The organism is Halomonas sp. DP5N14-9 (assembly GCF_019802175.1).
GTDB classification, from domain to species: Bacteria; Pseudomonadota; Gammaproteobacteria; order Pseudomonadales; family Halomonadaceae; genus Halomonas; species Halomonas litopenaei.
On record NZ_JAHVHR010000006.1, the window covers coordinates 53,084 to 74,518 of the forward strand.

The window sequence follows — 21,435 nt, forward strand, 5'->3', positions numbered from 1 at the left end:
TTTTTCGTATTAGCGGGCTGGGTCAAGCCCTGTCGTCTCTCCTTCGTCCAGTGAGTAAGGCCGGAACTTGACGACCTTCTCGCCTAGGTAGTCGTTGATCTCGCTGAGGGTGGCTTGCAACGGCTCGAGCTCGTTGGCGACGAAGACGCGAGCCGCCTTCTCGATGTCGCCGAAGCCACCGGTGTTGTTGGGGATGATGCCCATCAGCTGCGGCGGGATTCGGTGGCCGGCGAGCTGGTCATCACGGGTGATGTTCTTGATCGAGGCGAAGTCATCCTTGGCCGCGACCTCGCTGATGGGGATGATCTGGATACCGTCCTTCTTGCCGTTGGGGCTGTAGAGGAAGAGGTTGCGGAAGTTGCCGACACCCTTCGACTCCTTCAACGCGGACCGCATGGCGTCGATGTCTTCCTGGTTCTGGGCCGCGTCCGAGACGTACATGATGAAGCCGGCATGGCTGCCGTTGAGGTAGTACTTGCGACGGAACAGGGTGGCGTTCTCGTTGAGGTAGATCGACTGCAGCGCACCCAGGTAGTCCGGCACTCCATAGACCTCCTGGTTGATATCCGGCTCCAGGATGTGGATCAGGCTGTCCGGGGTGAACTCGCTGCGATCGGCCCAGTTGGGCACCCAGAAGTAGCGCTCCAGATCGGCCCCACGTCGAACGTACTTGGCCCGGGCCGGCCGCAGCTGTAGCAGCTTGCCGAGGCGCCCACGGACCTGCTCGAGGTAGCAGTTGCCAAACACCAGATAGTCGGTTGCCAGCGCACTGAAGGCCTGCCGGCTCAGCAATGGGTGTGGCACGAAGGAACGCACCAGAATGTTGCGCTTCACCTGGATGGCACTGCCGTGATGGGCGGTGGCGCGATAGGTCTGGGCCAGCGCCGGGAAGTCCACCGGAGGCTCGTACCACTCGCTGCCGAGCATCCAGCACCCGGTGTAGAAGAAGTCATAGCCATCGGTCACCGGTACAGGTTCACCGAAGCTGAAGGCCTCGGCCTTTGCCGGGCTACTGGCGTTATCGCCACCCTCGTCAGCGCGGTAGGCCGGTACACGCACCCGGGGTTTCTCTGCAAGCGGCTCGCTCATCCAAACAGCTCCATCATTGATCGTCCGGTGCCGTGCTCCGCCGGCCCGTCCAGGGGTTCGTTGTGCAGGGCGTGCATGGTCGCCCAGGCCAGGTCGGCGTGGCCGGTCAGGTTGTTGCGCCCTGCGCTGTAGGTGATCTGGCGCCCCGACGCGGTGAGTCCACGCCGAATCGCCATGAAGGACTGAACGAGATCCATCGAGCCGGCGTCGAATTCGAGCCGTCCCTTGTTGATGATCTGCTGGGCCTGCATGACCAGGCGCGCCTTGATCTCGGGGGTGTAGCGGTAGCGGGTGACCGTGGGAAAGAACTTGGCCACCAGCTGGGCGACGGCCTCGCCAAGTCCCGAGGTGTCAATGCCGATGAAGGTCACGTTGTAGCGGCGAGTCACGCCGCGGATGAATTCGGCCTGGGCCTCGTAGTCACTGCCCTTGATGCGGTGCTTCTCGAGGATCCGGTGCTTACCGTTCATCGAGCGCGGCGGCGCCACGACCACCAGCCCAGCACCATCGCCCTCCTCGCCATCGCCGGCGGGGTCATAGCCGATCCACACCGGATGCTCGCCGTAGGGGCGCGGCGCGAATGGCTTGATGTCCTGCCAGACGTCCCAGCTATCGACCATGCAGCGCTGCATCATCGCCAACGGGAAGGCCGACTGGGTGTCGTCGACGAACTCGCACATCAACAGGTTGGCGAACTCGTCATCACTGTATTCGAGGCGCAATTGATCGATGTCGAAAAGGTCACAGCCGCCGGCGATGGCGTCCTCGATCGTGACGATCTGGCGCCACTGGCCATCTGGTCCGCGGGCGCCGTCCTTGAGTGCCGCGTGGCCAGTATCGATCTTCACCCGATCGGCCTTCTTGCGCCGCTTGTTGAAGCGCTCGCCTGTCCAGAACGGGTAGGCCTCATGGGCCACGCTTGAGGGCGTCGAGAAGTAGGTTTGGCGCCACTTCTTGTGCATCGCCATCCCGCTGGTCACCTTGCGGAAGGTCTCGAAGCCATGGATCCAGAAGTACTCATCCAAGTAGGTGTCGCCGTGGTAGCCCTGGGCCGTCTTGGCGTTGGTCCCCAGGAAGTGCAACTCGGCGCCATTGGCGAGGATGATCGGGTCGCCCCTCAGCTCGACGCCGGTGACTTCCTTCACGAACTGCACGATGTAGTGCTTGAAGATATGGGCCTGGGCCTTACTCGCCGACATGAATATCTTGTTCTTGCCGGTCTCCAGGGCATCGGCGATCGCCTCCCGGGCGAAGTACCAGGTGGCGCCGATCTGGCGGCTCTTGAGCAGGTTGCGGATCCGCTCATGCTGGCCGGCCCGGTACCAGGTGCGCTGGTAATCGAATAGCGAGGCCTCGAAAGCCTCGACGATCTGGATTACGCCCTCGTCGCCGACGTCGTTAGTCTTCGGCTTGCGCTTCGGCCCGGCGTTGCGCCGGTCGATATTGGGATTGAGGTCGCTCTCCTTGCCGCTGCCCTGGTACTTGTGCACCCGGGCCAGCCGCTCGACCTGCCTGCCCAGCAAGTCCAGCTCCTTGAAGTCCTTGCCCTCCTTCTGGTCCTTCCAGATCAACTGGATCATGCGTGCCTCGAGCGCACCCTCGATCCGTTGCGTCGGTGTGGCGTCGTCCCAGGCGTCGCGCTTTTTCCAACTGTCGATGGTGGCCCGAGGCAGGTCGAGAAACTCGGCGATGCGCGCAATGCGCCACCCCGTCCAGTAGAGGTGCCGGGCGGAGAGGCGGCCGCCGTCGTCGTTGATATCGGTCGTGGGAGTCATGCCGCCAGCCTACTCGTGCCATCGCTCAGCGTTACCTGGCCAGCGTTGTGACAGCGCCTGGTCACAACGGCAAATGGTTGAGGCTATTGGGGGCGGGGCGGAACCTGACGGCAGCATCGAGAGCCCATGAACCGAGGACACCCCATGCCCTTCTTCCGCGTCGCCACCGAAGGCGCCACCACCGACGGCCGGATCATCTCGCGTGACTGGATCACGCAGATGGCCGGCAATTACGACCCCAAGAAGTACGGTGCCCGTGTGTGGATGGAACACATGCGCGGCATGTTCCATGACGGCCCCTTCCCCGCCCTGGGCGACATCAAGGCACTGAAGGCCGAAGAGGTCGAGGACGGCAAGCTGGGCCTGTTCGCGGATATCGACCCAACCGACAAGCTCAAGCAGATCAACGGCGAACGACAGAAGGTCTACACCAGCATCGAGGTCGACCCCGACTTCGCCGGCAGTGGTGAAGCCTATTTCGTCGGCCTGGCCGTTACCGACAGCCCCGCTAGCCTCGGTACCGAGATGCTGCAGTTCAGCGCCAAACAGGGCAGCGCCTCCCCGTTGGCGGCGCGCAAGCAACGTCCCGAAAACCTGTTCACCGCCGCCGTGGAGGTCGAGCTGGACTTCTCCGACGCGCTGCCGGAGCCCGACAAAGGCCCCAGCCTGACCGAGCGCATCACCGCGCTGTTCAAGAAGCACGACGCCAAGAGCACCGCCAGAACACAGGCCGGGTTCGACGCCTTCAGCAAGGACCTGGAGCAGACCTTCGAGCTGTTCGTGAAGCGTCATGAGGCGCTGGAATCCGAGCTTGAAGCACGTCCTTCCACCGACGCCTTCAACGAGCTGAAGACCGCCCACGACGACCTCAAACGTCGCTTCGACGAGCTTCACACCCAGCTCGACAACGCCCCCTCTCCGCAACACCACCGTTCACGCGCCACCGGCAACGACGGCGGCATCGTCACCGACTGCTAAGGAACCGACCCGCTCATGCGCAACGATACCCGCAACCTTTTCAACCGTTTCACCGCCCAGGTGGCGAAACTCAATGGCGTACAAGCGGCCAGTCAGAAGTTCGCCGTCGACCCTAGCGTCCAACAGCGCCTGGAGAAGCGTATCCAGGAGTCCAGTGACTTCCTGGGCCGCATCAACATGATCGGCGTCGACGAATTGAAGGGGGAGAAACTCGCCCTCGGCGTCTCCGGCCCGATCGCCGCACGCACCGATGTCAGCCAGAAGGATCGCGAGACCCGCGACCTCTCGACGCTGGATTCCCAAGGCTACGAGTGCCGCCTTACCGAGTTCGACACCCACCTCGGCTACGGCAAGCTCGACGCCTGGGCCAAGTTCCCGAACTTCCAGGAGCTGGTGCGCGACGCCATCGTCCGCCAGCAGGCGCTGGACCGGATCATGATCGGCTTCAATGGCACCTCCGCCGCCGCTCAGACCAACGCCGCCACCAACCCGATGCTGCAGGACGTCAACATCGGCTGGCTCCAGCACTACCGTACCCAGGCCCCGGCCCGGGTGCTCAAGGAAGGCGCTACCGCCGGGACCCTCAAGGTAGGCAAGAGTGGCGACTACGAGAACCTCGACGCTGTCGTCTACGACGCGGTCAACGAGCTGATCGATCCTTGGTTCCGCAACGCCACCGACCTGGTCGCGATCGTCGGGCGCAAGCTGATGGCCGACAAGTACTTCCCGTTGATCAACCAGACCCAGCCGCCCACCGAACAGCAGGCCATGGACGTGATCATCAGCCAGAAGCGTATCGGCGGACAGCAGGGCCTCCAGGTGCCGTTCTTTCCCGACAACGCCATCCTGGTCACCACCCTGGATAACCTCTCGATCTATTGGCAGAACGGCGCCCGCCGCCGCTACGTCAGCGAGAACCCCAAGCGCAACCGCATCGAGAACTACGAGAGCTCCAACGACGCCTACGTGGTGGAGGACTTCGGCGCCGGCTGCCTGATCGAGAACATCGAGCTGGGCGACTTTAGCGCCTGATAAGGAGTCACGATGACCAGCCCCGCCCGCCGCCACTACCACCGGGTCTCCGCCGCACTCGCGGCGGAGACCGCCGGCGAGACACCGATGCAAGGTGACGCCTACGAGCTGATGCAGGCCGCCCTGTTCGAGGACTACCGCCGGCTCAAGTCGACCCAGTCGATGGAGCGCAAGGCCGAGATCAAGCGCGAGATCCTGCCCAAGTACGCCGACTACGTCACCGGCGTACTCGAGGCAGGCCTGGGCGCCCAGGACGACGTGCTGATGCGCGTCATGCTGTGGCGCATCGACGCCGGAGACATCGCCGGCGCCGTGGCCATCGCCCGCTACGCCCTGGCCCACGACCTCAATCCGCCCGATCAGTTCGAGCGCTCCACCGCCGCCATCATCGCCGAGGAAGTCGCCGACCAGGCCCTCAAGTGCCTCGATGAGGAAGGCATCGACACCCTGGACCTGCTCAAGCAGCTGATCGACGTCGAGATCCTGACCCGTCAGGCAGACATGCATGACCAGGTGCGCGCCAAGCTGTTCAAGGCCCTGGGCTACACCCAGCGCGCCGTAGGCCAGCTGATCGAGGCGCAGTCCAGCCTAGAGCGCGCTCTGGCGCTGAACGACAAGGTTGGCGTGAAGAAGGACCTCGAGCGCATTGAGCGCCAGATTCAGCAAGAAAACACCAAGCAACAGAACGCAGGCGGTCAGGGCGCCCCCCACAACGGGGCCTGACGCCGCTACCGAGTCGCACGCCGACGTCAGGGGGCGCCGAGTGAGAGCAGGCCGAAAGCAGACCCGCTCGCAGCCCGGCCCACCCCCTTCTTCGACGGCATTTGAGAACACTCGCCATGTCACTGATCGCCTACAACGTCCCGACCAGCGAAGCGCCGGCGACGCCCATCGAGAACAACGGCTTCTGGCCGGCGCTCGACGCTCAGGACTACCGCGCGGCCGAGCGCGTCGACGGCAGCATCACCGATGCCCGGGTGGACATGGCGCTGCGCGTAGCCATGGCCGACATCAATCGCCAGTTGGCGAACTGGCAGCAGGATCGCCAGGCCAGTGGCAGCACCACCATTGATGACGTCGAAGCACCCAACTGGATGCCACCGAACAGCTACGCCCTGCTCTACCGCCGGGCGGTCTACGCCACCGCCACGGCCTCACTGATGGAGCGCTACCGCGACCACAGCGCCACCGGCGAAGGCGACGAGCGCGGCGAGGCCAAGGACCTGGCCGCCGATGACTACCGCCGCGATGCGCGCTGGGCAGTCAGCGAGATCCTCGGCAAGGCGCATACCACCGTGGAGCTGATCTGATGCCCAAGGTTCGCACCCAACAGGACGAGACGCTGGACAGCTTGTGTTATCGCGTACTTGGACGCACCGGCAGCGTCACCGAGCAGGCCCTGGAGCTAAACCCGGGCCTGGCGGAACTCGGCCCCCTACTGCCCCAGGGCCTGCTGGTCACCCTGCCCGATGAACGACAGGCCGCCCCCCTTCACGCCGACACCCTGCAACTCTGGCGCTGACACTCACGAGGAACCCATGGCCGAACCAAGCACTGCCACCGCCGTCGCCACCGCTACAGGACTTGCCGCCCTGATCGGCTGGTTACCCGGCGTCGACGCCAATGCCGTCATCGGTGCCTTCTGCGGCGCCACGCTATTCGTGATCAGCGCCAAGGAGCTGGGGCTGTTCGAGCGCTTCGTCTATCTGTTGATCTCTTTCGCCATCGGCTACCTGGGCGGGCCGGCCTTGCTCGGCGACATGCTTGAGCACAGCGCTGTCTCAGCCTTCATCGCCGCCGCCGTCACAGTGACTGCCGGGCTGCGAGCTATCGAGGGAGTCAAGACCCTTGATCTCAAAGCCTGGCTGGGAGGGAGGAAATGACCATCACCGGGATCATCACGCTGATCGCCGCCTTGTTGATCATCCTGCGTCTATTGACCTATCGCCGGCGTGGCCGCCGCTATCGCCCTGGCGTCGGCATTGCCGCTTGGGCCTGCATCGCCGGCTGCACCGTCGTCATCGCCCGAATTCTGGCCACCGGATCGCCGGGCAGCGCCTGGCTTGTGTGCCTGCTACCACTCGCTGCCACCCATCTGCTGATGACTGGCGGCAACCTCGCCCATCTGTTTCGTGTTCCGTGGAGGTCCTGATGCGCCAGTTCGCCGCCCTGCAGGAAAAGAGCCTATTCATCTCCGCCGGCCATAGCGACAGCGACCCTGGCGCAGTAGGCAATGGTCATACCGAGGCCAACATCGTCCTCGAGTTCCGCGACCTACTGGCCGAATACCTCGGCGAGCGAGTCATCGTCGACAAGGACGGCACCGATGGAAAGAACCTGCCGCTTCGCGATGCGGTAGGCGCCGCCAAGGCACACGACCTGGCCGTCGAATTTCACTGCAATGCCGCCGCAAGCCAGGCCGCCACCGGCGTCGAGACGCTCAGTGCCGGCCACCACTACCCGCTGGGCAATGCCCTCTGCCACGCCATCGCTGATGCCCTGGGCATCGCCAACCGCGGCGCCAAGGGTGAAGCTAGCGGGCAGCACAGCAGGCTGGCCTTCATCCGTCAGGGGGGTGGCGTCATCGTCGAGCTGTTCTTCCTGAGCAACAAGCGCGACCTGGCCAAGTACATCGCCAACCGCCGTCGCTGCGTCGAGGCAGTGGGTGACGTTCTGATCAATGAGATCTGCGCTCCTGCCCTGGAATATTCGGCATGACCCGGATCCGTCTGCTCGCCGCTGTCCTGATGCTGGCCACCACCGCCGCCAGCGGCTGGCTGGCCCGGGGTTGGTTTGAAGACAGCCAGCGCCTCACTGCCCAGAGCGTCATCGAACAGTCCATCGCCGCCGCCATGGCGCGCGAGTCCGAGATCGCCAGTGCCATCGAGGCCAGGCTGGCCGAACTCAAGGCCAACGAGCGAATCATCGATCGAGGGATCATCCGTGAAATCGAGAAGCCCATCTATCAGCGTGTTTGCCTTGAGCCTCGCCTTGTCCGGCTGCTCAACGACGCCGCCGCCGGGCGCGCCCCCGCTGCAGCAGACGTTGCTGACGCCATGCCCAACGACACTGCCACCGCTGACTGACGGCACCGCCCGGGATGTGGCGTTAACGCTGCGCGACTGGGCCAATCAGTACCACGGCTGTGCCACCCGTCATAACGGCCTGATTGATGTGTTGAGTGAAACCAATGAGAGGCCAGAGTGGAGAAACTGATGTCGCTACGCGACCACCTGCTCGGCGCCGTCGCTGAGCTCAAGCGCAATCCCGATAAGCTGCTGACCTTTATCCAGGATGGCAGGGTCGCCTTTCATCGTGGCCAGCACCTAAGCCACGAGTACCGAGTCCCCGCCCAATTGGTCATCACCGACTACAGCGGCACCCTGGACACCGTCATGATTCCCCTGCTCCAGTGGTTGTCCCGCTACCAGCCGGACCTCGACCCTGACGAGGCCGTCACCATCGAGGCCGAGATTCTCGACAACAAGCGCTGGGATCTGGCCTTGACCGTCCAGCTCACCGAGCGGGTAGTGGCTCTGGTTGACTGCGACGCGGCTCATATCAACGTCGAGCACCGCATGCCCGAATACCCGATTGATCTCTGCCCGGCAGACGCCTGGCAGATGAACATCAAGGGACCAAGCGACCAGGACTACCAGCTGGCCGCCGAGTGGTCATCGGACTGAGGGCGAACGGCATGACCAACGACCTCCAGGCGCTGGAAGACTGGGTCACTCCACTGCTCGACAACCTTAGCTCAAAGGAGCGCCGCGCCCTGGCACGCCGAGTTGCCCAGGCGCTGAGTCGCTCCCAGCGCGAGCGCATCAAGGCCCAGCAGAATCCCGACGGCTCCCCCTACGCACCGCGCAAGCCACAGCGACGCGCCCAGAAGGGTGCCATCCGTCGTCGCACCATGTTCGCCAAGATCCGCACCGCCAAGTACCTCAAGGCCCGCGCCCAGGGTGACACCGCAGAGGTGGGCTTTGTCGGCCGCGTGGTCCGTATCGCTCGAGTCCACCAGGACGGGCTTCGCGCCAACGTGGACCGCGACGGCCCCCGCGTGACCTACACCCAGCGGCGCCTGATCGGCTTCAGCGACGCCGATCGGGAGCTGATCCAGGACACCGTGCTGCGCCATCTGACCGGTGCTCACTGACCGCTTGGTCATAGCGAGGTTGTGACTCGTCCGGCTCACAACGCCCCGGTATGGCAGTCACCACCACAGCGCGCAACGATGCCCGCATGACACCCTCTCGCCCTCTCCATGGTGCCGCCGAGCTGCTGCGCCTGATCCACAACCTGATCCGCTTCGGCACTATCGCCGAGGTGGATCATTCCCGTGCCCGGGTCCGGGTGAAGAGCGGCGAGCTACTCACCGCCTGGCTGCCCTGGATCGAAAGCCGCGCCGGCACCACCCGAGACTGGGACCCGCCCACCACCGGCGAGCAGGTGGTGCTGTTTTCCCCCGGCGGCGATCCGTCCGCCGGCGTGGTGCTGACCGGCGTCTTCTCGCAACGACACGCAGCGCCGTCGGACAACCCCGGCCTGTGGCGGCGCGTGATGCCGGACGGTGCCGTGCTGGAATACGACCACACCAACCGCCACCTGAACGCCGACCTACCCGGCAGCGCCACCATCACGGCTCCCGGCGGCGTGACAATCAACGCTGACGTGACGCTCAACGGACGCGTGACCATCGCGGGGGACGGCGTGACCCACAACGGCAAGGATATCGGCGACAGCCATCGCCATGGTGGCGTGGAGTCTGGGCCCAGCAACACGGGAGTGCCGACATGATGGACGCCACCACCGGGCGCCGGCTCGACTATCTCGACCATCTGCGCCAGAGCGTCACCGATATCCTGACCACCCCGCTGGGCTCCCGGGTCATGCGGCGCGACTACGGCTCACTGCTGCCCGAGATGATCGACCGCCCGCTGACCGATGCCACCCTGCTCCAGGTCTACGCCGCCACGGTGATGGCGCTGCTGCGCTGGGAACCGCGACTGCGCGTCACGGCTGTACGCACCAGCGTCAGTACCACCAGCCCCGGGCGGGTCGTGCTCGACCTCGAGGCCCAGACCCGTGAAGGCGAGCCCGTGAATCTGGAGGTGCCTCTGGCATGAGCACCATCGATCTGTCCCAGCTCCCTGCCCCCCAGGTCGTCGAAGCGCTGGACTTCGAGGCCATCCTGGCCGAGCGCACCGCTGCCCTGCTCGCGCTGGTCGGTGACGAGCGCCGCGCCGAGGTGGAGGCCACCCTGGCACTCGAGAGTGAGCCGCTGACCAAGCTGCTCGAGGAAAATGCCTACCGCGAGATGATCTGGCGACAGCGGGTCAATGAAGCGGCCAAGGCGGTGATGCTTGCCTACGCAAGAGACGCTGATCTCGACCAGATCGCCGCCAACTTCGAGGTGGAGCGCCTGGTGGTCAGCCCTGGTGATCCGAATGCCACGCCACCGGTTGCCTCCGTACTGGAAAGCGACGATCAACTGCGCCTGCGTGCCCAGCGAGCCTATGAAGGGCTCAGCGTCGCCGGGCCCCGTGGCGCCTACGAGTTCCATGCTCTGTCCGCCGATGGTCGGGTGATGGACGCCAGGGCCACCAGCCCAAGCCCGGCGGTGGCCATCGTCACTCTGCTGTCGTCCGAAGGTAATGGCACCGCCAGTCAGGAACTGATCGACCAGGTCGACGCGGCCCTCTCTGCCGAGGACATCCGGCCGGTGGGTGATCGCCTCACGGTGCAATCCGCCACCATCGTCGACTACAACGTCGACGCCACCCTCTACGTCTATCCCGGCCCCGAGCAGGAGCCCATCCTGGCCGCCGCCGAGGCTGCCCTGGCCAGCTATATCGGTGAACAGCGTCGCCTTGGCCGTGATATTCGGCGCTCCGCACTACACGCGGCGCTTCACGTCGAAGGTGTGCAGCGGGTGGAACTGACCGCGCCGGTGAGCGACGTGGTGCTCGACGTCACCGAGGCCGCCCACTGCACCGGGACCAGCGTGATCATCGGGGGCAGCGATGAGTAGCGCCGAACGTATCCGCCACCTGCTGCCTTCCAACGGCACCGCCCTGGAGCGTGCCGCCGCCGAGGCGCTGGCCGAAATCCAGCGCGTGCCGGTACCGCTGCGCGATCTGTGGCGTCCTGAGACCTGCCTCGCCCACCTCCTGCCCTACCTGGCCTGGGCCTTCAGCGTCGACCGCTGGGACCCGACCTGGACGGTGGCTACCAAGCGCGGCGTCATCGCCCAGGCGTTCTACGTCCACCGCAAGAAGGGCACCATCTCGGCCCTTCGCCGCGTCGTCGAGCCGCTGGGCTACCTGCTCGAGGTCGTGGAGTGGTGGGAGACCAGCCCCGAGGGAATCCCCGGCACCTTCGCCCTACGTATTGGCGTGCTCGACACCGGCATCACCGACGGCATGTACCAGGAGCTCGAGCGGCTGATCGACGACGCCAAGCCGCTGACGCGTCACGTCATCGGGCTGGATATCGCCGGCGAGAGCCGTGGCCTCACCCACGTCGGTGCGGCCATCTACGACGGCGACGTGACCGAGGTCTATCCCTTCGCCCCCGGCGACATCGAAACCACCAGCCCCTTCTTCGTCGGCGCCGCCGTCCACTCCATCGACAGCACCACCGTATTCCCCCTATAAGGCCGAACATCAGGAGCCCGCCCCATGCCCCAGTTCTACACCCTGCTCACCGATACCGGTCAGGCCAAGATCGCCAACGCGGTGGCCCTCGGCACCCAGATCCAGATCACCCAGATGGCTGTGGGCGACGGTGGCGGCAACCCCGTTACCCCGGACTCCAGTGCCACCGCCCTGGTCAACGAAGTGCGCCGCGCCCCGATCAACGCCGTCCACACCGATGACAACAATCCCACCTGGATCGTCATCGAGCAGGTGCTGCCGCCAGACGTCGGCGGCTGGACCATCCGAGAAATCGGCGTGTTCGACGCCGCAGGCGACCTGATCGCCATCGGCAACCTGCCTGAGACCTACAAGCCGGTACTTGCCGAGGGCTCCAGCCGCACCCAGACCATCCGCGTTGTGATGGAAGTCAGCGACACCGCAGCAGTGACGCTGAAAGTGGATCCCAGTGTGGTGCTGGCGACGCGGGAGTACGTGGATCAGCAGCGCCTGGCCCATGAGCAGAGTCGGAATCACCCGGCGGCGACGGAGACCGCCCAGGGGATGCTGGAGATCGCCAACGACGAGGAGGCGTTGGAAGGCACAGACGACGTCAAGGCGATGACGCCCGAGAAGGTGCATGCCGCGTTCAAGAAGTTTGGTCTCGGGGCAGGCCCGGTGGACGTGCCGGACTTAACCAGCCGATCTGTCAATACTGCTCGAATCTTCCGCCAGACTTCTAGCGCGATTGGAGGCCCTGGAGAAACGTCAGGCATGATTTCCATGCCCATCGATGGCTCGCCTACCTATTCCTTTATCGGCGTCGGTGATGGCTTTGCCCATATCGGTTTCAAACCGGGCGAAGACGCAGCGCCCGAATGGCTGAGGCTAATAAGCGAAGACGACGCAGCCAGCAGCGCGCAGGCTAAGGCCGGAACGTCGAATGAAGTTTTCATGACCCCGTTGCTGGTTCATAAAGCCTTCTATCAATTTGGCCTTGGGGAAGGCGAGTTCAAGGGAACTGCCGACCTAGGCACCCTAGTGAAGCAGGGTTTCTACTTCATTAACGGTGATACGCCGGGCCTGCCTTTGGCTGTCGACGGGGCAATCACAGTTGGTGGCCAGAATGCGAGGCCGACGCAGACTTTTATCGCCGCCCAGGAAAACAGAACTTTTGTGCGCACCAGGTATGCAGACGGAGGAAGCTACCAGTGGACTGCATGGTCTGAGGTGTCTGCCAGGTTTTTGGGGCACGAGGTTTTCGATTCTCCGGGTACCACTAGCTGGACCGTGCCCGAGATTCTGAAGCAAGGAACCAGGAAGGCGCGTGTCACTGTGGTAGGCGGCGGTGGCGGCGGAGGGCATTCGGAAACGTCGGCGGCTTGTGGCGGCGGTGGCGGCGGTGGTGGCGCTGCATATGCTTACGTTGATCTGTCCGGCGTGTCTTCGGTGGCTATAACTGTGGGTGGCGGCGGCTCCGGCAAGTCGTCGGGTTCGACTGGTGGAGGTTCGACAGGTGGGACTAGCTCATTCGGCACTTATCTCACTTGCACGGGTGGGTCTGGCGGATCAATCCCTACCGCCGGCGGATCAGGTTCCACCACCGGATCTGGCGCGGTGATCTTGCCAGTGTCTTCTGCGTCTCCTGGCGGATCGACTCAAGAAGGCAACGCGGTTTCTGGTAGCGGTGGCGGCTTCGGCGGCGCCGGCGCAGCACAAACAACTAGGCCGAAGGGTGCAGACGGCGGCGCACCCGGCGGGGGCGGTGCCGGTGGCGGCGGCACAGGCGGGTCGCGTGGCGGTGGCGACGGGGCCTCCGGTTCAGTAATCATCGAATGGTGACAACTATGTGGGCAAGAATCGAGAACGGTGCCGTGGTGGAGATCACGGATGCCGACCCTTTTGGGCGCTTTCATCCTTCCATCGAGTGGGTATCCTGCGGCAAGCAAGTAGAGGTGGGCTGGAGCTACGATGCAAGCGGGTTCAGTGAACCACTGGCAACACCAGTGGACGATCTCACCGCCCAAGCCCTCTCCCGTATTAACTCGGGCTACCAGGCCGAGATGGGCCAGATCCTCAACGACTATCCCCACGCGGAAACGCTGACCTTTGATAAGCAAGAGCGCGAGGCACGCCAGTGGCAGGCGGACAACAGCGTGGCCACGCCTTATATCGACGCCATGCTGGTAGAACGCCCCATGGACAAGGCCGAATTGGTGGGGCGCATACTCGCCAAGGCCGATGCCTTTACCATGGCTAGCGGCAAAGCCACCGGGAAACGTCAGCGACTCGAAGATGAGGTGAAGGCCGCCCTGGAAGCCCAGGATCGCGATACCCTGGAAGCCCTCACCTGGTAAAAAATTTCTCAAAACGCCCTTAAAGGGCACGACGAGACCGGTAGGTTTGTGCTGAAGGCGGCTACGATGACCGCTCCATCAATCAGGAGTATTCACATGAACCACCGCATAGCCGCTGTCATCATCGTCTCGATCCTTCTCGCTTACGCGTTTGGAGCCCTTCCGCTGTAATCCTACCGGGCGTTGTGACCTCCCCCTGTCACAACGCCCGCTCGTTGAGCCCCCTCCACCCTCCCGCGCAGCATGACACCACGTCATGCATCGACCCGATATTCCCTGCGCAGGAGCCTCACCCATGGCCCAGGACTACCATCACGGCATTCGTGTCGTAGAGATCAACGAGGGCACCCGACCGATCCGCACCGTTGCAACAGCGGTGATCGGCCTGGTGGCCACCGCACCAGATGCCGCCCCCGGCGTCGCCGCCAGCACCACGGTCAACTTTGCCGCTGCCAATACCGGCATCACCTACACCGCCGCCAGTGCCAGTACCGATGGCAACGCCATCCGCGTGCGCTACCTCGACCCGGGTACCGCCTCCGCCACCCTGGCCGTCAGCGTCTCCGGCAACGACGTCACCGTCAGCCTCGCCACCGACACCGAGGGCGAACTGGCCAGCACCGCCAGCGAGGTGGTCGCGGCGGTCAACGGCGAGGCCACCGCCAGCGCCCTGGTCACCGCCGCCGAGGCCGAGGACTCCAGTGGTGCGGGCATCGTATCCGCGATGCCCTTCACCAGACTGACCGGCGGCCAGGACGAGCCCTTCCCGCTCAACACGCCGGTGCTGATCACCGACATCCTCGCGGCTCAGGGCAAGGCCGGCGCCGAGGGCACCCTCGCCCGCTCACTCGACGCCATCGCCGACCAGGCCAAGACCCTGGTGGTGGTCGTCCGGGTGGCGGAAGGCAGTGATGCCGCCGAGACCAAGAGCAACGTCATCGGCGGCGTGGACGCCAGCGGCAAGAAGCTCGGCCTGCAGGCCCTGCTCGCCGCCGAGCAGCGTTTTGGCGTCAAGCCCCGCGTGCTCGGCGTGCCGGAGCTGGACGACGCCGACGTCGTCAGCGAGCTGATCGGCGTCGCCCAGAAGCTGCGTGCCTTCGTCTACGCCTCGGCCTTCGGCTGCACCACCAAGGAAGAGGCGGCCATGTACCGGGAGAACTTCGGTGCCCGCGAAGTGATGGTGATCTGGCCCGATTTCACCGGCTGGGACACCGCCACCCAGAGCACCCGCAACCACCCCGCCGTGGCCCGGGCGTTGGGCATGCGTGCGCGCCTGGACAACGAATTCGGCTGGCACAAGACGCTCTCGAACATCCCGGTCAATGGTGTCACCGGCATCAGCCGCGATGTGTTCTGGGACCTGCAGGATCCGGCCACCGACGCCGGCTATTTGAACAGCCACGAGGTCACCACCCTGATCAATCGCGGCGGCTACCGCTTCTGGGGCTCGCGCACCTGCTCGGTGGATCCGCTGTTCGCCTTCGAGAACTACACCCGCACCGCCCAGATCATCGCCGACACCATCGCCGAGGCCCACCTCTGGGCGGTGGACCTGCCGATGCACCCAAGCCTGGTGAAGGACATCATCGAGGGCATCAACGCCAAGTTCCGCGAGTGGAAGCGCCTGGGCTACCTGATCGACGGCGTCGCCTGGTTCGACCCCGAGATCAACACCCCCGAGGTGCTGAAGGCCGGCAAGCTCTACATCGACTACGACTACACCCCGGTGCCGCCGCTAGAGAACCTGATGTTCCAGCAGCGCATCACCGACCGCTACCTGATCGACTTCGCCGACCGCGTCGCCGCCGCCTGATCGCCGGGCTCAGCGAAATGCCCAGTTAGGAGAAATCCATGCTTCCCAAGATCCTCAAGGACTACAACCTGTTCGGCAACGGCCACAACTGGCAGGGCCAGGTGCCCACCGTCACCATCCCCGAGCTCGCCCGCCGCATGATCGAGTACGAGGGCGGCGGGATGGATGGCCCGGTCGAGGTCGACATGGGCCAGGAACTCATGACGATGACATGGACCACCGGTGGTCTGGTCGTGGATGGCCTGTTCGACAGCTTCGGCTCCCCGGAGCATGACGCCGCCCTGCTGCGCTTCACCGGCAGTTACGAAAGCGACGAGACCGGCGAAACCGTGCCGGTCGAGATCGTCGCCCGAGGCCGCCACAAGACCATCGCCATGGGCGAGGCCCAGAAAGGCGACAAGTCCGACTGGGAGATCACCACCACCCTCACCTACTACAAGCTCGTCATCGATGGCGAGACCGTCATCGAGCGCGACGTGCCCGGCTACGTCTTCACCGTGCGCGGCGAGGACCGCCTCGCCCAGCGCCGCGCCAACCTCAACCTGTAACCCAGCGCCGCCCCTGGGCGGCGTAGGCATTCACCTGACTCAGACCCACAGGACTCACCATGACCGACACCCCCAACGTCGCCGAACTGCCCAAGCCGATCACAGAGACCGTCGAGCTCGACACCCCGATCATGCGCGGCAAGACCACCGTCAACGAGATCCAGGTCCGCAAGCCCAAGTCCGGAGCGCTGCGCGGCGTCTCGCTTACCGACTTGCTGCAGATGCAGGTCGCCGCCCTGACCACCGTGCTGCCCCGCATCACCGAACCGGCGCTGACCGAAGCCGAGGTGCGTGACCTCGATCCCGCCGACCTGGTCCAACTCGGGGGCACCGTGGCCGGTTTTTTGGTGCCGAGGAAGACGCGCGAGGCGAGCGCCTAGCCCTGCCCGAGCGCGTGGACGACGCCATGGCGGACCTCGCCATGGTGTTCCACTGGGGCCCGCCGGAGATGGACGCCATGGGCCTGGCAGAGCTGATGTCCTGGCGGGAACAGGCCCGCCGCCGCGTCGAGCCAAGGAAAGGTTGAGCCAGCCCCAACACCTGACCCACCCGCACCGCCACACCGCAAGGAACACCGATGGCCCGAGACCTCAAGCTGCAAGTCATCCTCGACGCAGTGGATCGGGCCACCGGCCCGCTGAAGAAGATCACACAGGGCAGCGGCGCCACCACCGAAGCCCTCAAGGCCAGCCGCGATCAGCTCAAGACGTTGGAACGCGCTCAACGCGAGCTGCGCGGTTTTCGCGATCTCAAGCGCCAGAGCGAGGACAGCGCCCGCGCCCTCACCGACCAGCAGCGTGAAGTCCAGGAGCTGACCCGCCAGCTCGGGCAGGCCGATGGCGCCACCGGCGACCTCACCCGCCGCCGTGCCCAGGCCATCCGCCAGGCCCAGCGCCTCAAGGAGCAGTATCAGGCGGAGCAACAGCAGCTTCAGTACCTGCGTACCCATATGACCCGCGTCGACGGCGTGACTGGCAAACTAGGCGACCAGCAGCAGGCGCTGAGTCGGCGCATTCGTGACGCCAACGAGCAGCTGCAGCGACAACAGCAGGAACTGGGCGAAGTTGCCCGCAAGCAACGCCAGGCCGCTGACGCTGCCCGTCAGTTCCACCGGGGTATGGGCCGCGCCGGACGCCTGATGGGCACTGGTGCCGGCGGCCTGGCCACCGGTGGCGCTTCACTCTACGGTGGCGCCCGGCTACTGGCTCCTGGTGTCGACTACGGCGCTGCCATGTCCCGCGTCCAAGCCCTGACGCGCCTCGACAAGGACGATCCGCGCTTTCAGGCGCTCCAGGACCAGGCCCGCGAGCTTGGTTCATCGACCTCCTTCAGCGCCACCCAGGCCGCCGAGGCCCAGGGCTTTCTTGGCATGGCGGGCTTCGATCCTGACGCCATCATCGCCGCCATGCCCTCGATGCTGGATCTCGCCAAGGCCCAGGGCGCGGACCTTGGGCGCACCGCGGATATCAGTTCCAACCTGTTGTCCGGCTTCGGGCTTGATCCCGCCGAGATGACGCGCCTGGCAGATGTCATCACCGCCACCACCACCCGGGCCAACGTCGACCTGGAGATGCTGGGCGAGTCGATGAAATACGTGGCGCCGGTGGCGCGGGAGATGGGGCTGTCGCTCGAAGAGTCCGCCGCCATGGCCGGCCTGCTCGGCAACGTCGGCATCCAGGGCAGCCAGGCCGGCACCACGCTGCGTGCCATGATGCTGCGCCTGTCGGCCCCCACCGGCGCAGCCTCCGACGCCTTGGCAACACTCGGCATCAACGCCAAGGACGCAGAGGGCAACCTGCGCAACGTGCCCGAGATCCTCGCCGACGTGGCCAAGGCGACAGAGACACTCGGCAGCGCTGACCGTCTGGCCTACCTCAAGGACATCTTCGGCGAGGAACCCGCCGCCGGCATGGCGGAGCTGATCAACCAGCAAGGCGCTGCCGGCATCGAGGCATTCGTGGCCACCCTGGAACAGGCCGCCAGCGAGAACGCCCGGGTCGCCAAGGTCATGGCCGACAACATCAAAGGCGACCTGCAGAGCCTCAACAGCGCCTGGGAAGAAGTCGGTATCACCCTCACCGACACCAACGAGGGGCCGTTGCGAGATCTGATCCAGAACGTCACCCGCATCACCCGTGCCGTGGGCGACTGGATGAAGGCCAACCCCGAGCTGACCGCTCAGCTCGCCACCGCCGCTGCCGCTGTCGCCGGCCTGGTCGCCGTGGGAGGAGCCCTGACCCTTGCCCTGGGCGCCTTGCTCGGCCCCATGGTGCTGACCCGTTATGGCCTGCAGATGCTGGGACTGAAAGGCGGCGCCTTCACCCGTGTGCTGGGCGCCCTTGCGGCCCGCGCCATTCCTACCCTGATTGGCGCTCTACGCATGCTCGGAGCCGCCGCCATGGCCAACCCGATCCTCGCCATCATTGGCCTAATCGCCGCCGGCGCCCTGCTGATCTGGCAGAACTGGGACACCCTTGGTCCCAAGTTCGCCGCACTTTGGGAAGGCATAAAGGCAACCGCCGGCGACTTCTGGGAGTGGCTGAAAGCTACGGCTGCCTCCGCACGCGACCTGATCATCGCCGGTTTCACCAACTGGACACTTCCCGGCCTGATCCTCCAGCACTGGGACGCCATCAGGGCCCGCGGCGCCGAACTGTGGCAGTGGTTTCAGAACGCCCCCGGCAACGCCATCGAGGCGGTGGCCACCATGCTCAACGACTGGGACCTCAAGGGCCTGCTCGAGGAGAAGTGGACCGCCGCCATGGACTACTTGAAGAGCCTGCCGGGGCGCATGCGAGACGCCGGACTGGACGTTGCCCGAGGACTCGGGGAAGGCATCAAAAATGGCGCCGTATCCGCCTGGGAGGCCGTCAGCGACGCCGCCAGGGGCACCGAGCACCGCGCCCGCTACGAGCTCGACACACACTCACCATCACGAGTGTTCAAGAGCATCGGCGGCGATGTGATGGCGGGGCTTGCCCAGGGTATCCGGGGCAGCGAACAGGCGCCGTTGTCTCGGGTCACCGCCTTCAGCCAGCGACTGCGTCAGGCCGGCGCCAGCCTGGCCCTGGGTGCGGCCACGCTGCCGACCGTGGCCACCGCTGATATCCCGATCGACACCCGGCCTCCGCTGTCAGCCGCCAGCGCTGGTGACGGCGTGATCATCCAGGGAGGCATCAATATCAATGTACAGCCGGCACCGGGCATGGATGAGCAGGCCCTGGCCCGCTACGTGGCCAACGAAGTCCGCCGCGCCCTAGACGAGGCCAGCCGCGAGGCCGCAGCCCGGGATAGGAGTGCAATGTACGACCTGGACTAGATACAACAGTTAAAAGAGCATTATCACTGGCTAAAAATTGCTCTCTCAAGTGTCAAAAAAGACATAAAAATACAAAAGAAATAAACAGAAGCGAAACAATAAACAAGCCAACCATCGTTAAATTCATCATCCATTGCACCAAAAAATGATCCCACCACATATGTTAACAAAAGGCAGACTAGCACAATGTTTGCTTCACGCTTTTTACTATTTATCACTGAACCAAGAAAACAAGCTGTGACCGCCACAAGGACTTCAGAACTGAGTGACCCAACAACTTCGATAACATAAGATTCAGTTGATGCGTGATTACCAATCACAACAGCAACAAAAAGCATCACAATAGATGACGCCCCTGACATACATGCGTGAAAGCAGCCTTTACTCATGTTTCCCTCTACTGAGATTTTATAAATGATGATGGCCTACGGACTCTTTATCTTCGGCGTATCTTCGGCAGCATACCAGGAGCTGCAACGCCAAACAGCCTGGCGCCATGCGCCCCAGGGGCGGGTGGGCCGCCGGCCGTCCCGTCAGTTTCTGGGGCCAGACGGTGACAGCATCACCCTGACAGGCACCCTGCTGCCCCAGTTCACAGGTGGCCAGCAGAACCTCGACCAGCTGCGCCAGATGGCCAATGCCGGCGGAGCTTGGCCGCTGATCGAGGGCAGTGGCAGTGTCTACGGCCTGTTCGTGATCGAGAGCCTCAACGAGCGCAAGAGCGCGTTTTTCCGCGATGGTGTCGCCCAGAAGATCGACTTCGAATTGACTTTACAACGAATCGACGAAGACGCAACTGACCAACTGGCCACCAACGCCCTTACTCAGGCCCTGGTGTCCGGACTCAGCGGGGGCCTGGCATGATCCAACTTTTCGGCTCAACGCTGCTACAGCCCGGGCGCCCGGCACGGACACCTGACTACCGTCTGACGCTCCAGGGCCAGGTGATCAGTCCGGAGCTGGACGCACGCCTGCAGCACCTGTCGCTCACCGACCGCCGCGGACTCGAGGCCGATCAGCTTGACATTACCCTCAACGACCACGACGGGCGCCTCGCCCTGCCGCCGCGTGGCGCGGAGCTGCACCTGGCCATGGGCTGGAAAGGCGAGCCGCTGATCGACCGAGGCACCTACATCGTGGACGAGGTGGAACACAGCGGCGCCCCGGACCTGATCATCATCCGCGCCCGCTCCGCCGACATGCGCCATGGCCTGCCGGGCAAACGCACCCAGAGCTGGGACAACCTGGTGCTGCGCGACATCATCACCACCATCGCCAAGCGCCACGACCTGGAGCCGAAGATCAGTGGAGGCCTCGGCGGGATCCGCGTCGGTCACATCGACCAGACCGATGAAAGTGACCTTCACTTCCTTACCCGCCTCGCCGAGCGCTACGACGCCATCGCAACAGTGAAAGCCGGCAATCTGCTGTTCATTCACGCCGGCCAGGCCACCACCGCCGGTGGCACCGAGATTCCCCCCATCGACCTGTATCGCCAAGTCGGCGATCGCCACCGCTACGTCGTCACCGACCGCGACGCCTTCACCGGCGTGTTGGCCTACTGGAACGACACCGCCCACGCCGAGCGTAAGGAAGTCATCGCCGGCGACACCGACAACCTGAAGTGCCTTCGCCCCACCTACGCCAGCGAAGACGACGCCCTCGCCGCAGCCCAGAGCGAGATGCAGCGGCTAGAGCGCGGTGGCGCCGAGTTCACCCTGAATTTGGCCGAAGGGCGACCCGACCTCTACCCAGAGACCCCGGTGCGGTTGATTGGCTGGAAGCGAGAGATCGAAGAGACCGCCTGGCTGATCACCGAGGTACGGCACGACCTCAACGACAGCGCCTACACGGTGGCGCTGTCGATGGAAGTGCTGCGGAAGGAGTGA

At 64.6% G+C, this 21,435-nt stretch carries 26 protein-coding genes and 1 pseudogene; 24 read left to right on the top strand and 3 right to left on the bottom strand.

Going from position 1 to position 21,435, the window contains the following annotated elements; translation table 11 throughout:
* Positions 1-9 precede the first annotated feature (9 nt).
* Together KUW00_RS05665 and KUW00_RS05670 are read right to left on the bottom strand one after the other, a co-directional pair.
* Entirely contained in the window at positions 10-1,089 is a 1,080-nt protein-coding gene (locus tag KUW00_RS05665) for a phage portal protein (RefSeq protein WP_222568500.1), read from the bottom strand.
* Positions 1,086-2,864 carry a terminase large subunit domain-containing protein gene (locus KUW00_RS05670; protein ID WP_222568501.1) on the bottom strand — a complete coding sequence of 593 codons (1,779 nt, stop codon included), beginning with the start codon at positions 2,862-2,864 and terminating at the stop codon, positions 1,086-1,088. Before KUW00_RS05670 ends, KUW00_RS05665 begins: the two co-directional genes overlap by 4 nt.
* 126 nt (positions 2,865-2,990) lie before the next feature.
* Here KUW00_RS05670 and KUW00_RS05675 point away from each other — a divergent pair, with 126 nt between their 5' ends.
* From KUW00_RS05675 to KUW00_RS05780, 22 genes and pseudogenes are all read left to right on the top strand, one after another.
* Entirely contained in the window at positions 2,991-3,842 is an 852-nt protein-coding gene (locus tag KUW00_RS05675; protein ID WP_261392002.1) for a GPO family capsid scaffolding protein, read from the top strand.
* Positions 3,843-3,857: 15 nt separating this feature from the next.
* Entirely contained in the window at positions 3,858-4,874 is a 1,017-nt protein-coding gene (locus KUW00_RS05680; RefSeq protein WP_045992850.1) for a phage major capsid protein, P2 family, read from the top strand.
* A gap of 12 nt (positions 4,875-4,886) precedes the next feature.
* A complete protein-coding gene (gene gpM / locus KUW00_RS05685) occupies positions 4,887-5,597 on the top strand; it encodes a phage terminase small subunit (RefSeq protein ID WP_222568502.1) in 711 nt (236 codons plus the stop codon).
* A 116-nt stretch (positions 5,598-5,713) separates the two neighbouring features.
* Entirely contained in the window at positions 5,714-6,184 is a 471-nt protein-coding gene (locus KUW00_RS05690) for a head completion/stabilization protein (RefSeq protein WP_222568503.1), read from the top strand.
* Positions 6,184-6,396 (top strand): tail protein X, encoded by a 213-nt coding sequence (locus KUW00_RS05695; RefSeq protein ID WP_222568504.1) that lies wholly within the window; start codon positions 6,184-6,186, stop codon positions 6,394-6,396. Before KUW00_RS05690 ends, KUW00_RS05695 begins: the two co-directional genes overlap by 1 nt.
* 16 nt (positions 6,397-6,412) lie before the next feature.
* Positions 6,413-6,757 (top strand): putative holin, encoded by a 345-nt coding sequence (locus KUW00_RS05700; protein WP_222568505.1) that lies wholly within the window; start codon positions 6,413-6,415, stop codon positions 6,755-6,757.
* Entirely contained in the window at positions 6,754-7,026 is a 273-nt protein-coding gene (locus tag KUW00_RS05705) for a phage holin family protein (protein ID WP_222568506.1), read from the top strand. The genes KUW00_RS05700 and KUW00_RS05705 overlap by 4 nt, the downstream gene beginning before the upstream one ends.
* A complete protein-coding gene (locus KUW00_RS05710; protein ID WP_108449111.1) occupies positions 7,026-7,592 on the top strand; it encodes an N-acetylmuramoyl-L-alanine amidase in 567 nt (188 codons plus the stop codon). The genes KUW00_RS05705 and KUW00_RS05710 overlap by 1 nt, the downstream gene beginning before the upstream one ends.
* Positions 7,589-7,960: a hypothetical protein gene (locus KUW00_RS05715; protein ID WP_222568507.1), complete on the top strand. Its 372-nt coding sequence runs from the start codon at positions 7,589-7,591 to the stop codon at positions 7,958-7,960. The genes KUW00_RS05710 and KUW00_RS05715 overlap by 4 nt, the downstream gene beginning before the upstream one ends.
* A gap of 129 nt (positions 7,961-8,089) precedes the next feature.
* On the top strand, positions 8,090-8,560 hold the full coding sequence (locus tag KUW00_RS05720; RefSeq protein WP_222568508.1) for a phage tail protein: 471 nt from the start codon (positions 8,090-8,092) through the stop codon (positions 8,558-8,560).
* An 11-nt stretch (positions 8,561-8,571) separates the two neighbouring features.
* A complete protein-coding gene (locus KUW00_RS05725) occupies positions 8,572-9,030 on the top strand; it encodes a phage virion morphogenesis protein (protein ID WP_222568509.1) in 459 nt (152 codons plus the stop codon).
* Positions 9,031-9,116: 86 nt separating this feature from the next.
* Positions 9,117-9,671 (top strand): phage baseplate assembly protein V, encoded by a 555-nt coding sequence (locus tag KUW00_RS05730; RefSeq protein ID WP_108449108.1) that lies wholly within the window; start codon positions 9,117-9,119, stop codon positions 9,669-9,671.
* The gene (locus KUW00_RS05735) at positions 9,668-10,000 is read left to right on the top strand and encodes a GPW/gp25 family protein (protein WP_205254684.1); all 333 of its coding nucleotides are present in this window, start codon (positions 9,668-9,670) and stop codon (positions 9,998-10,000) included. The genes KUW00_RS05730 and KUW00_RS05735 overlap by 4 nt, the downstream gene beginning before the upstream one ends.
* On the top strand, positions 9,997-10,905 hold the full coding sequence (locus KUW00_RS05740; RefSeq protein ID WP_222568510.1) for a baseplate J/gp47 family protein: 909 nt from the start codon (positions 9,997-9,999) through the stop codon (positions 10,903-10,905). The genes KUW00_RS05735 and KUW00_RS05740 overlap by 4 nt, the downstream gene beginning before the upstream one ends.
* Positions 10,898-11,530 (top strand): phage tail protein I, encoded by a 633-nt coding sequence (locus tag KUW00_RS05745; protein WP_222568511.1) that lies wholly within the window; start codon positions 10,898-10,900, stop codon positions 11,528-11,530. The genes KUW00_RS05740 and KUW00_RS05745 overlap by 8 nt, the downstream gene beginning before the upstream one ends.
* Positions 11,531-11,554: 24 nt before the next feature.
* Positions 11,555-13,351, top strand: a complete 1,797-nt coding sequence (locus KUW00_RS05750) for a phage tail protein (RefSeq protein WP_222568512.1) — start codon at positions 11,555-11,557, stop codon at positions 13,349-13,351.
* Positions 13,352-13,356: 5 nt separating this feature from the next.
* A complete protein-coding gene (locus KUW00_RS05755; protein WP_222568513.1) occupies positions 13,357-13,866 on the top strand; it encodes a hypothetical protein in 510 nt (169 codons plus the stop codon).
* A 757-nt stretch (positions 13,867-14,623) separates the two neighbouring features.
* A pseudogene (locus KUW00_RS05760) lies at positions 14,624-15,679 on the top strand (phage tail sheath protein); the annotation flags it as partial.
* A 38-nt stretch (positions 15,680-15,717) separates the two neighbouring features.
* Positions 15,718-16,227: a phage major tail tube protein gene (locus tag KUW00_RS05765; RefSeq protein ID WP_222568514.1), complete on the top strand. Its 510-nt coding sequence runs from the start codon at positions 15,718-15,720 to the stop codon at positions 16,225-16,227.
* 59 nt (positions 16,228-16,286) lie between these two features.
* A complete protein-coding gene (locus KUW00_RS05770; protein ID WP_222568515.1) occupies positions 16,287-16,607 on the top strand; it encodes a phage tail assembly protein in 321 nt (106 codons plus the stop codon).
* A 26-nt stretch (positions 16,608-16,633) separates the two neighbouring features.
* Positions 16,634-16,753, top strand: coding sequence for a GpE family phage tail protein (locus KUW00_RS05775; RefSeq protein WP_222568516.1), 120 nt, complete (start codon positions 16,634-16,636; stop codon positions 16,751-16,753).
* A 51-nt stretch (positions 16,754-16,804) separates the two neighbouring features.
* Positions 16,805-19,546 (top strand): phage tail tape measure protein, encoded by a 2,742-nt coding sequence (locus KUW00_RS05780; RefSeq protein WP_222568517.1) that lies wholly within the window; start codon positions 16,805-16,807, stop codon positions 19,544-19,546.
* Positions 19,547-19,569: 23 nt separating this feature from the next.
* On the opposite strand, the gene KUW00_RS05785 is transcribed toward KUW00_RS05780, so the two are convergent.
* Positions 19,570-19,935, bottom strand: a complete 366-nt coding sequence (locus KUW00_RS05785; protein ID WP_222568518.1) for a hypothetical protein — start codon at positions 19,933-19,935, stop codon at positions 19,570-19,572.
* A gap of 25 nt (positions 19,936-19,960) precedes the next feature.
* Between KUW00_RS05785 and KUW00_RS05790 the strand changes: the two genes are divergently transcribed.
* Entirely contained in the window at positions 19,961-20,410 is a 450-nt protein-coding gene (locus tag KUW00_RS05790; protein WP_222568519.1) for a phage tail protein, read from the top strand.
* A complete protein-coding gene (locus tag KUW00_RS05795; protein ID WP_222568520.1) occupies positions 20,407-21,435 on the top strand; it encodes a phage late control D family protein in 1,029 nt (342 codons plus the stop codon). The genes KUW00_RS05790 and KUW00_RS05795 overlap by 4 nt, the downstream gene beginning before the upstream one ends.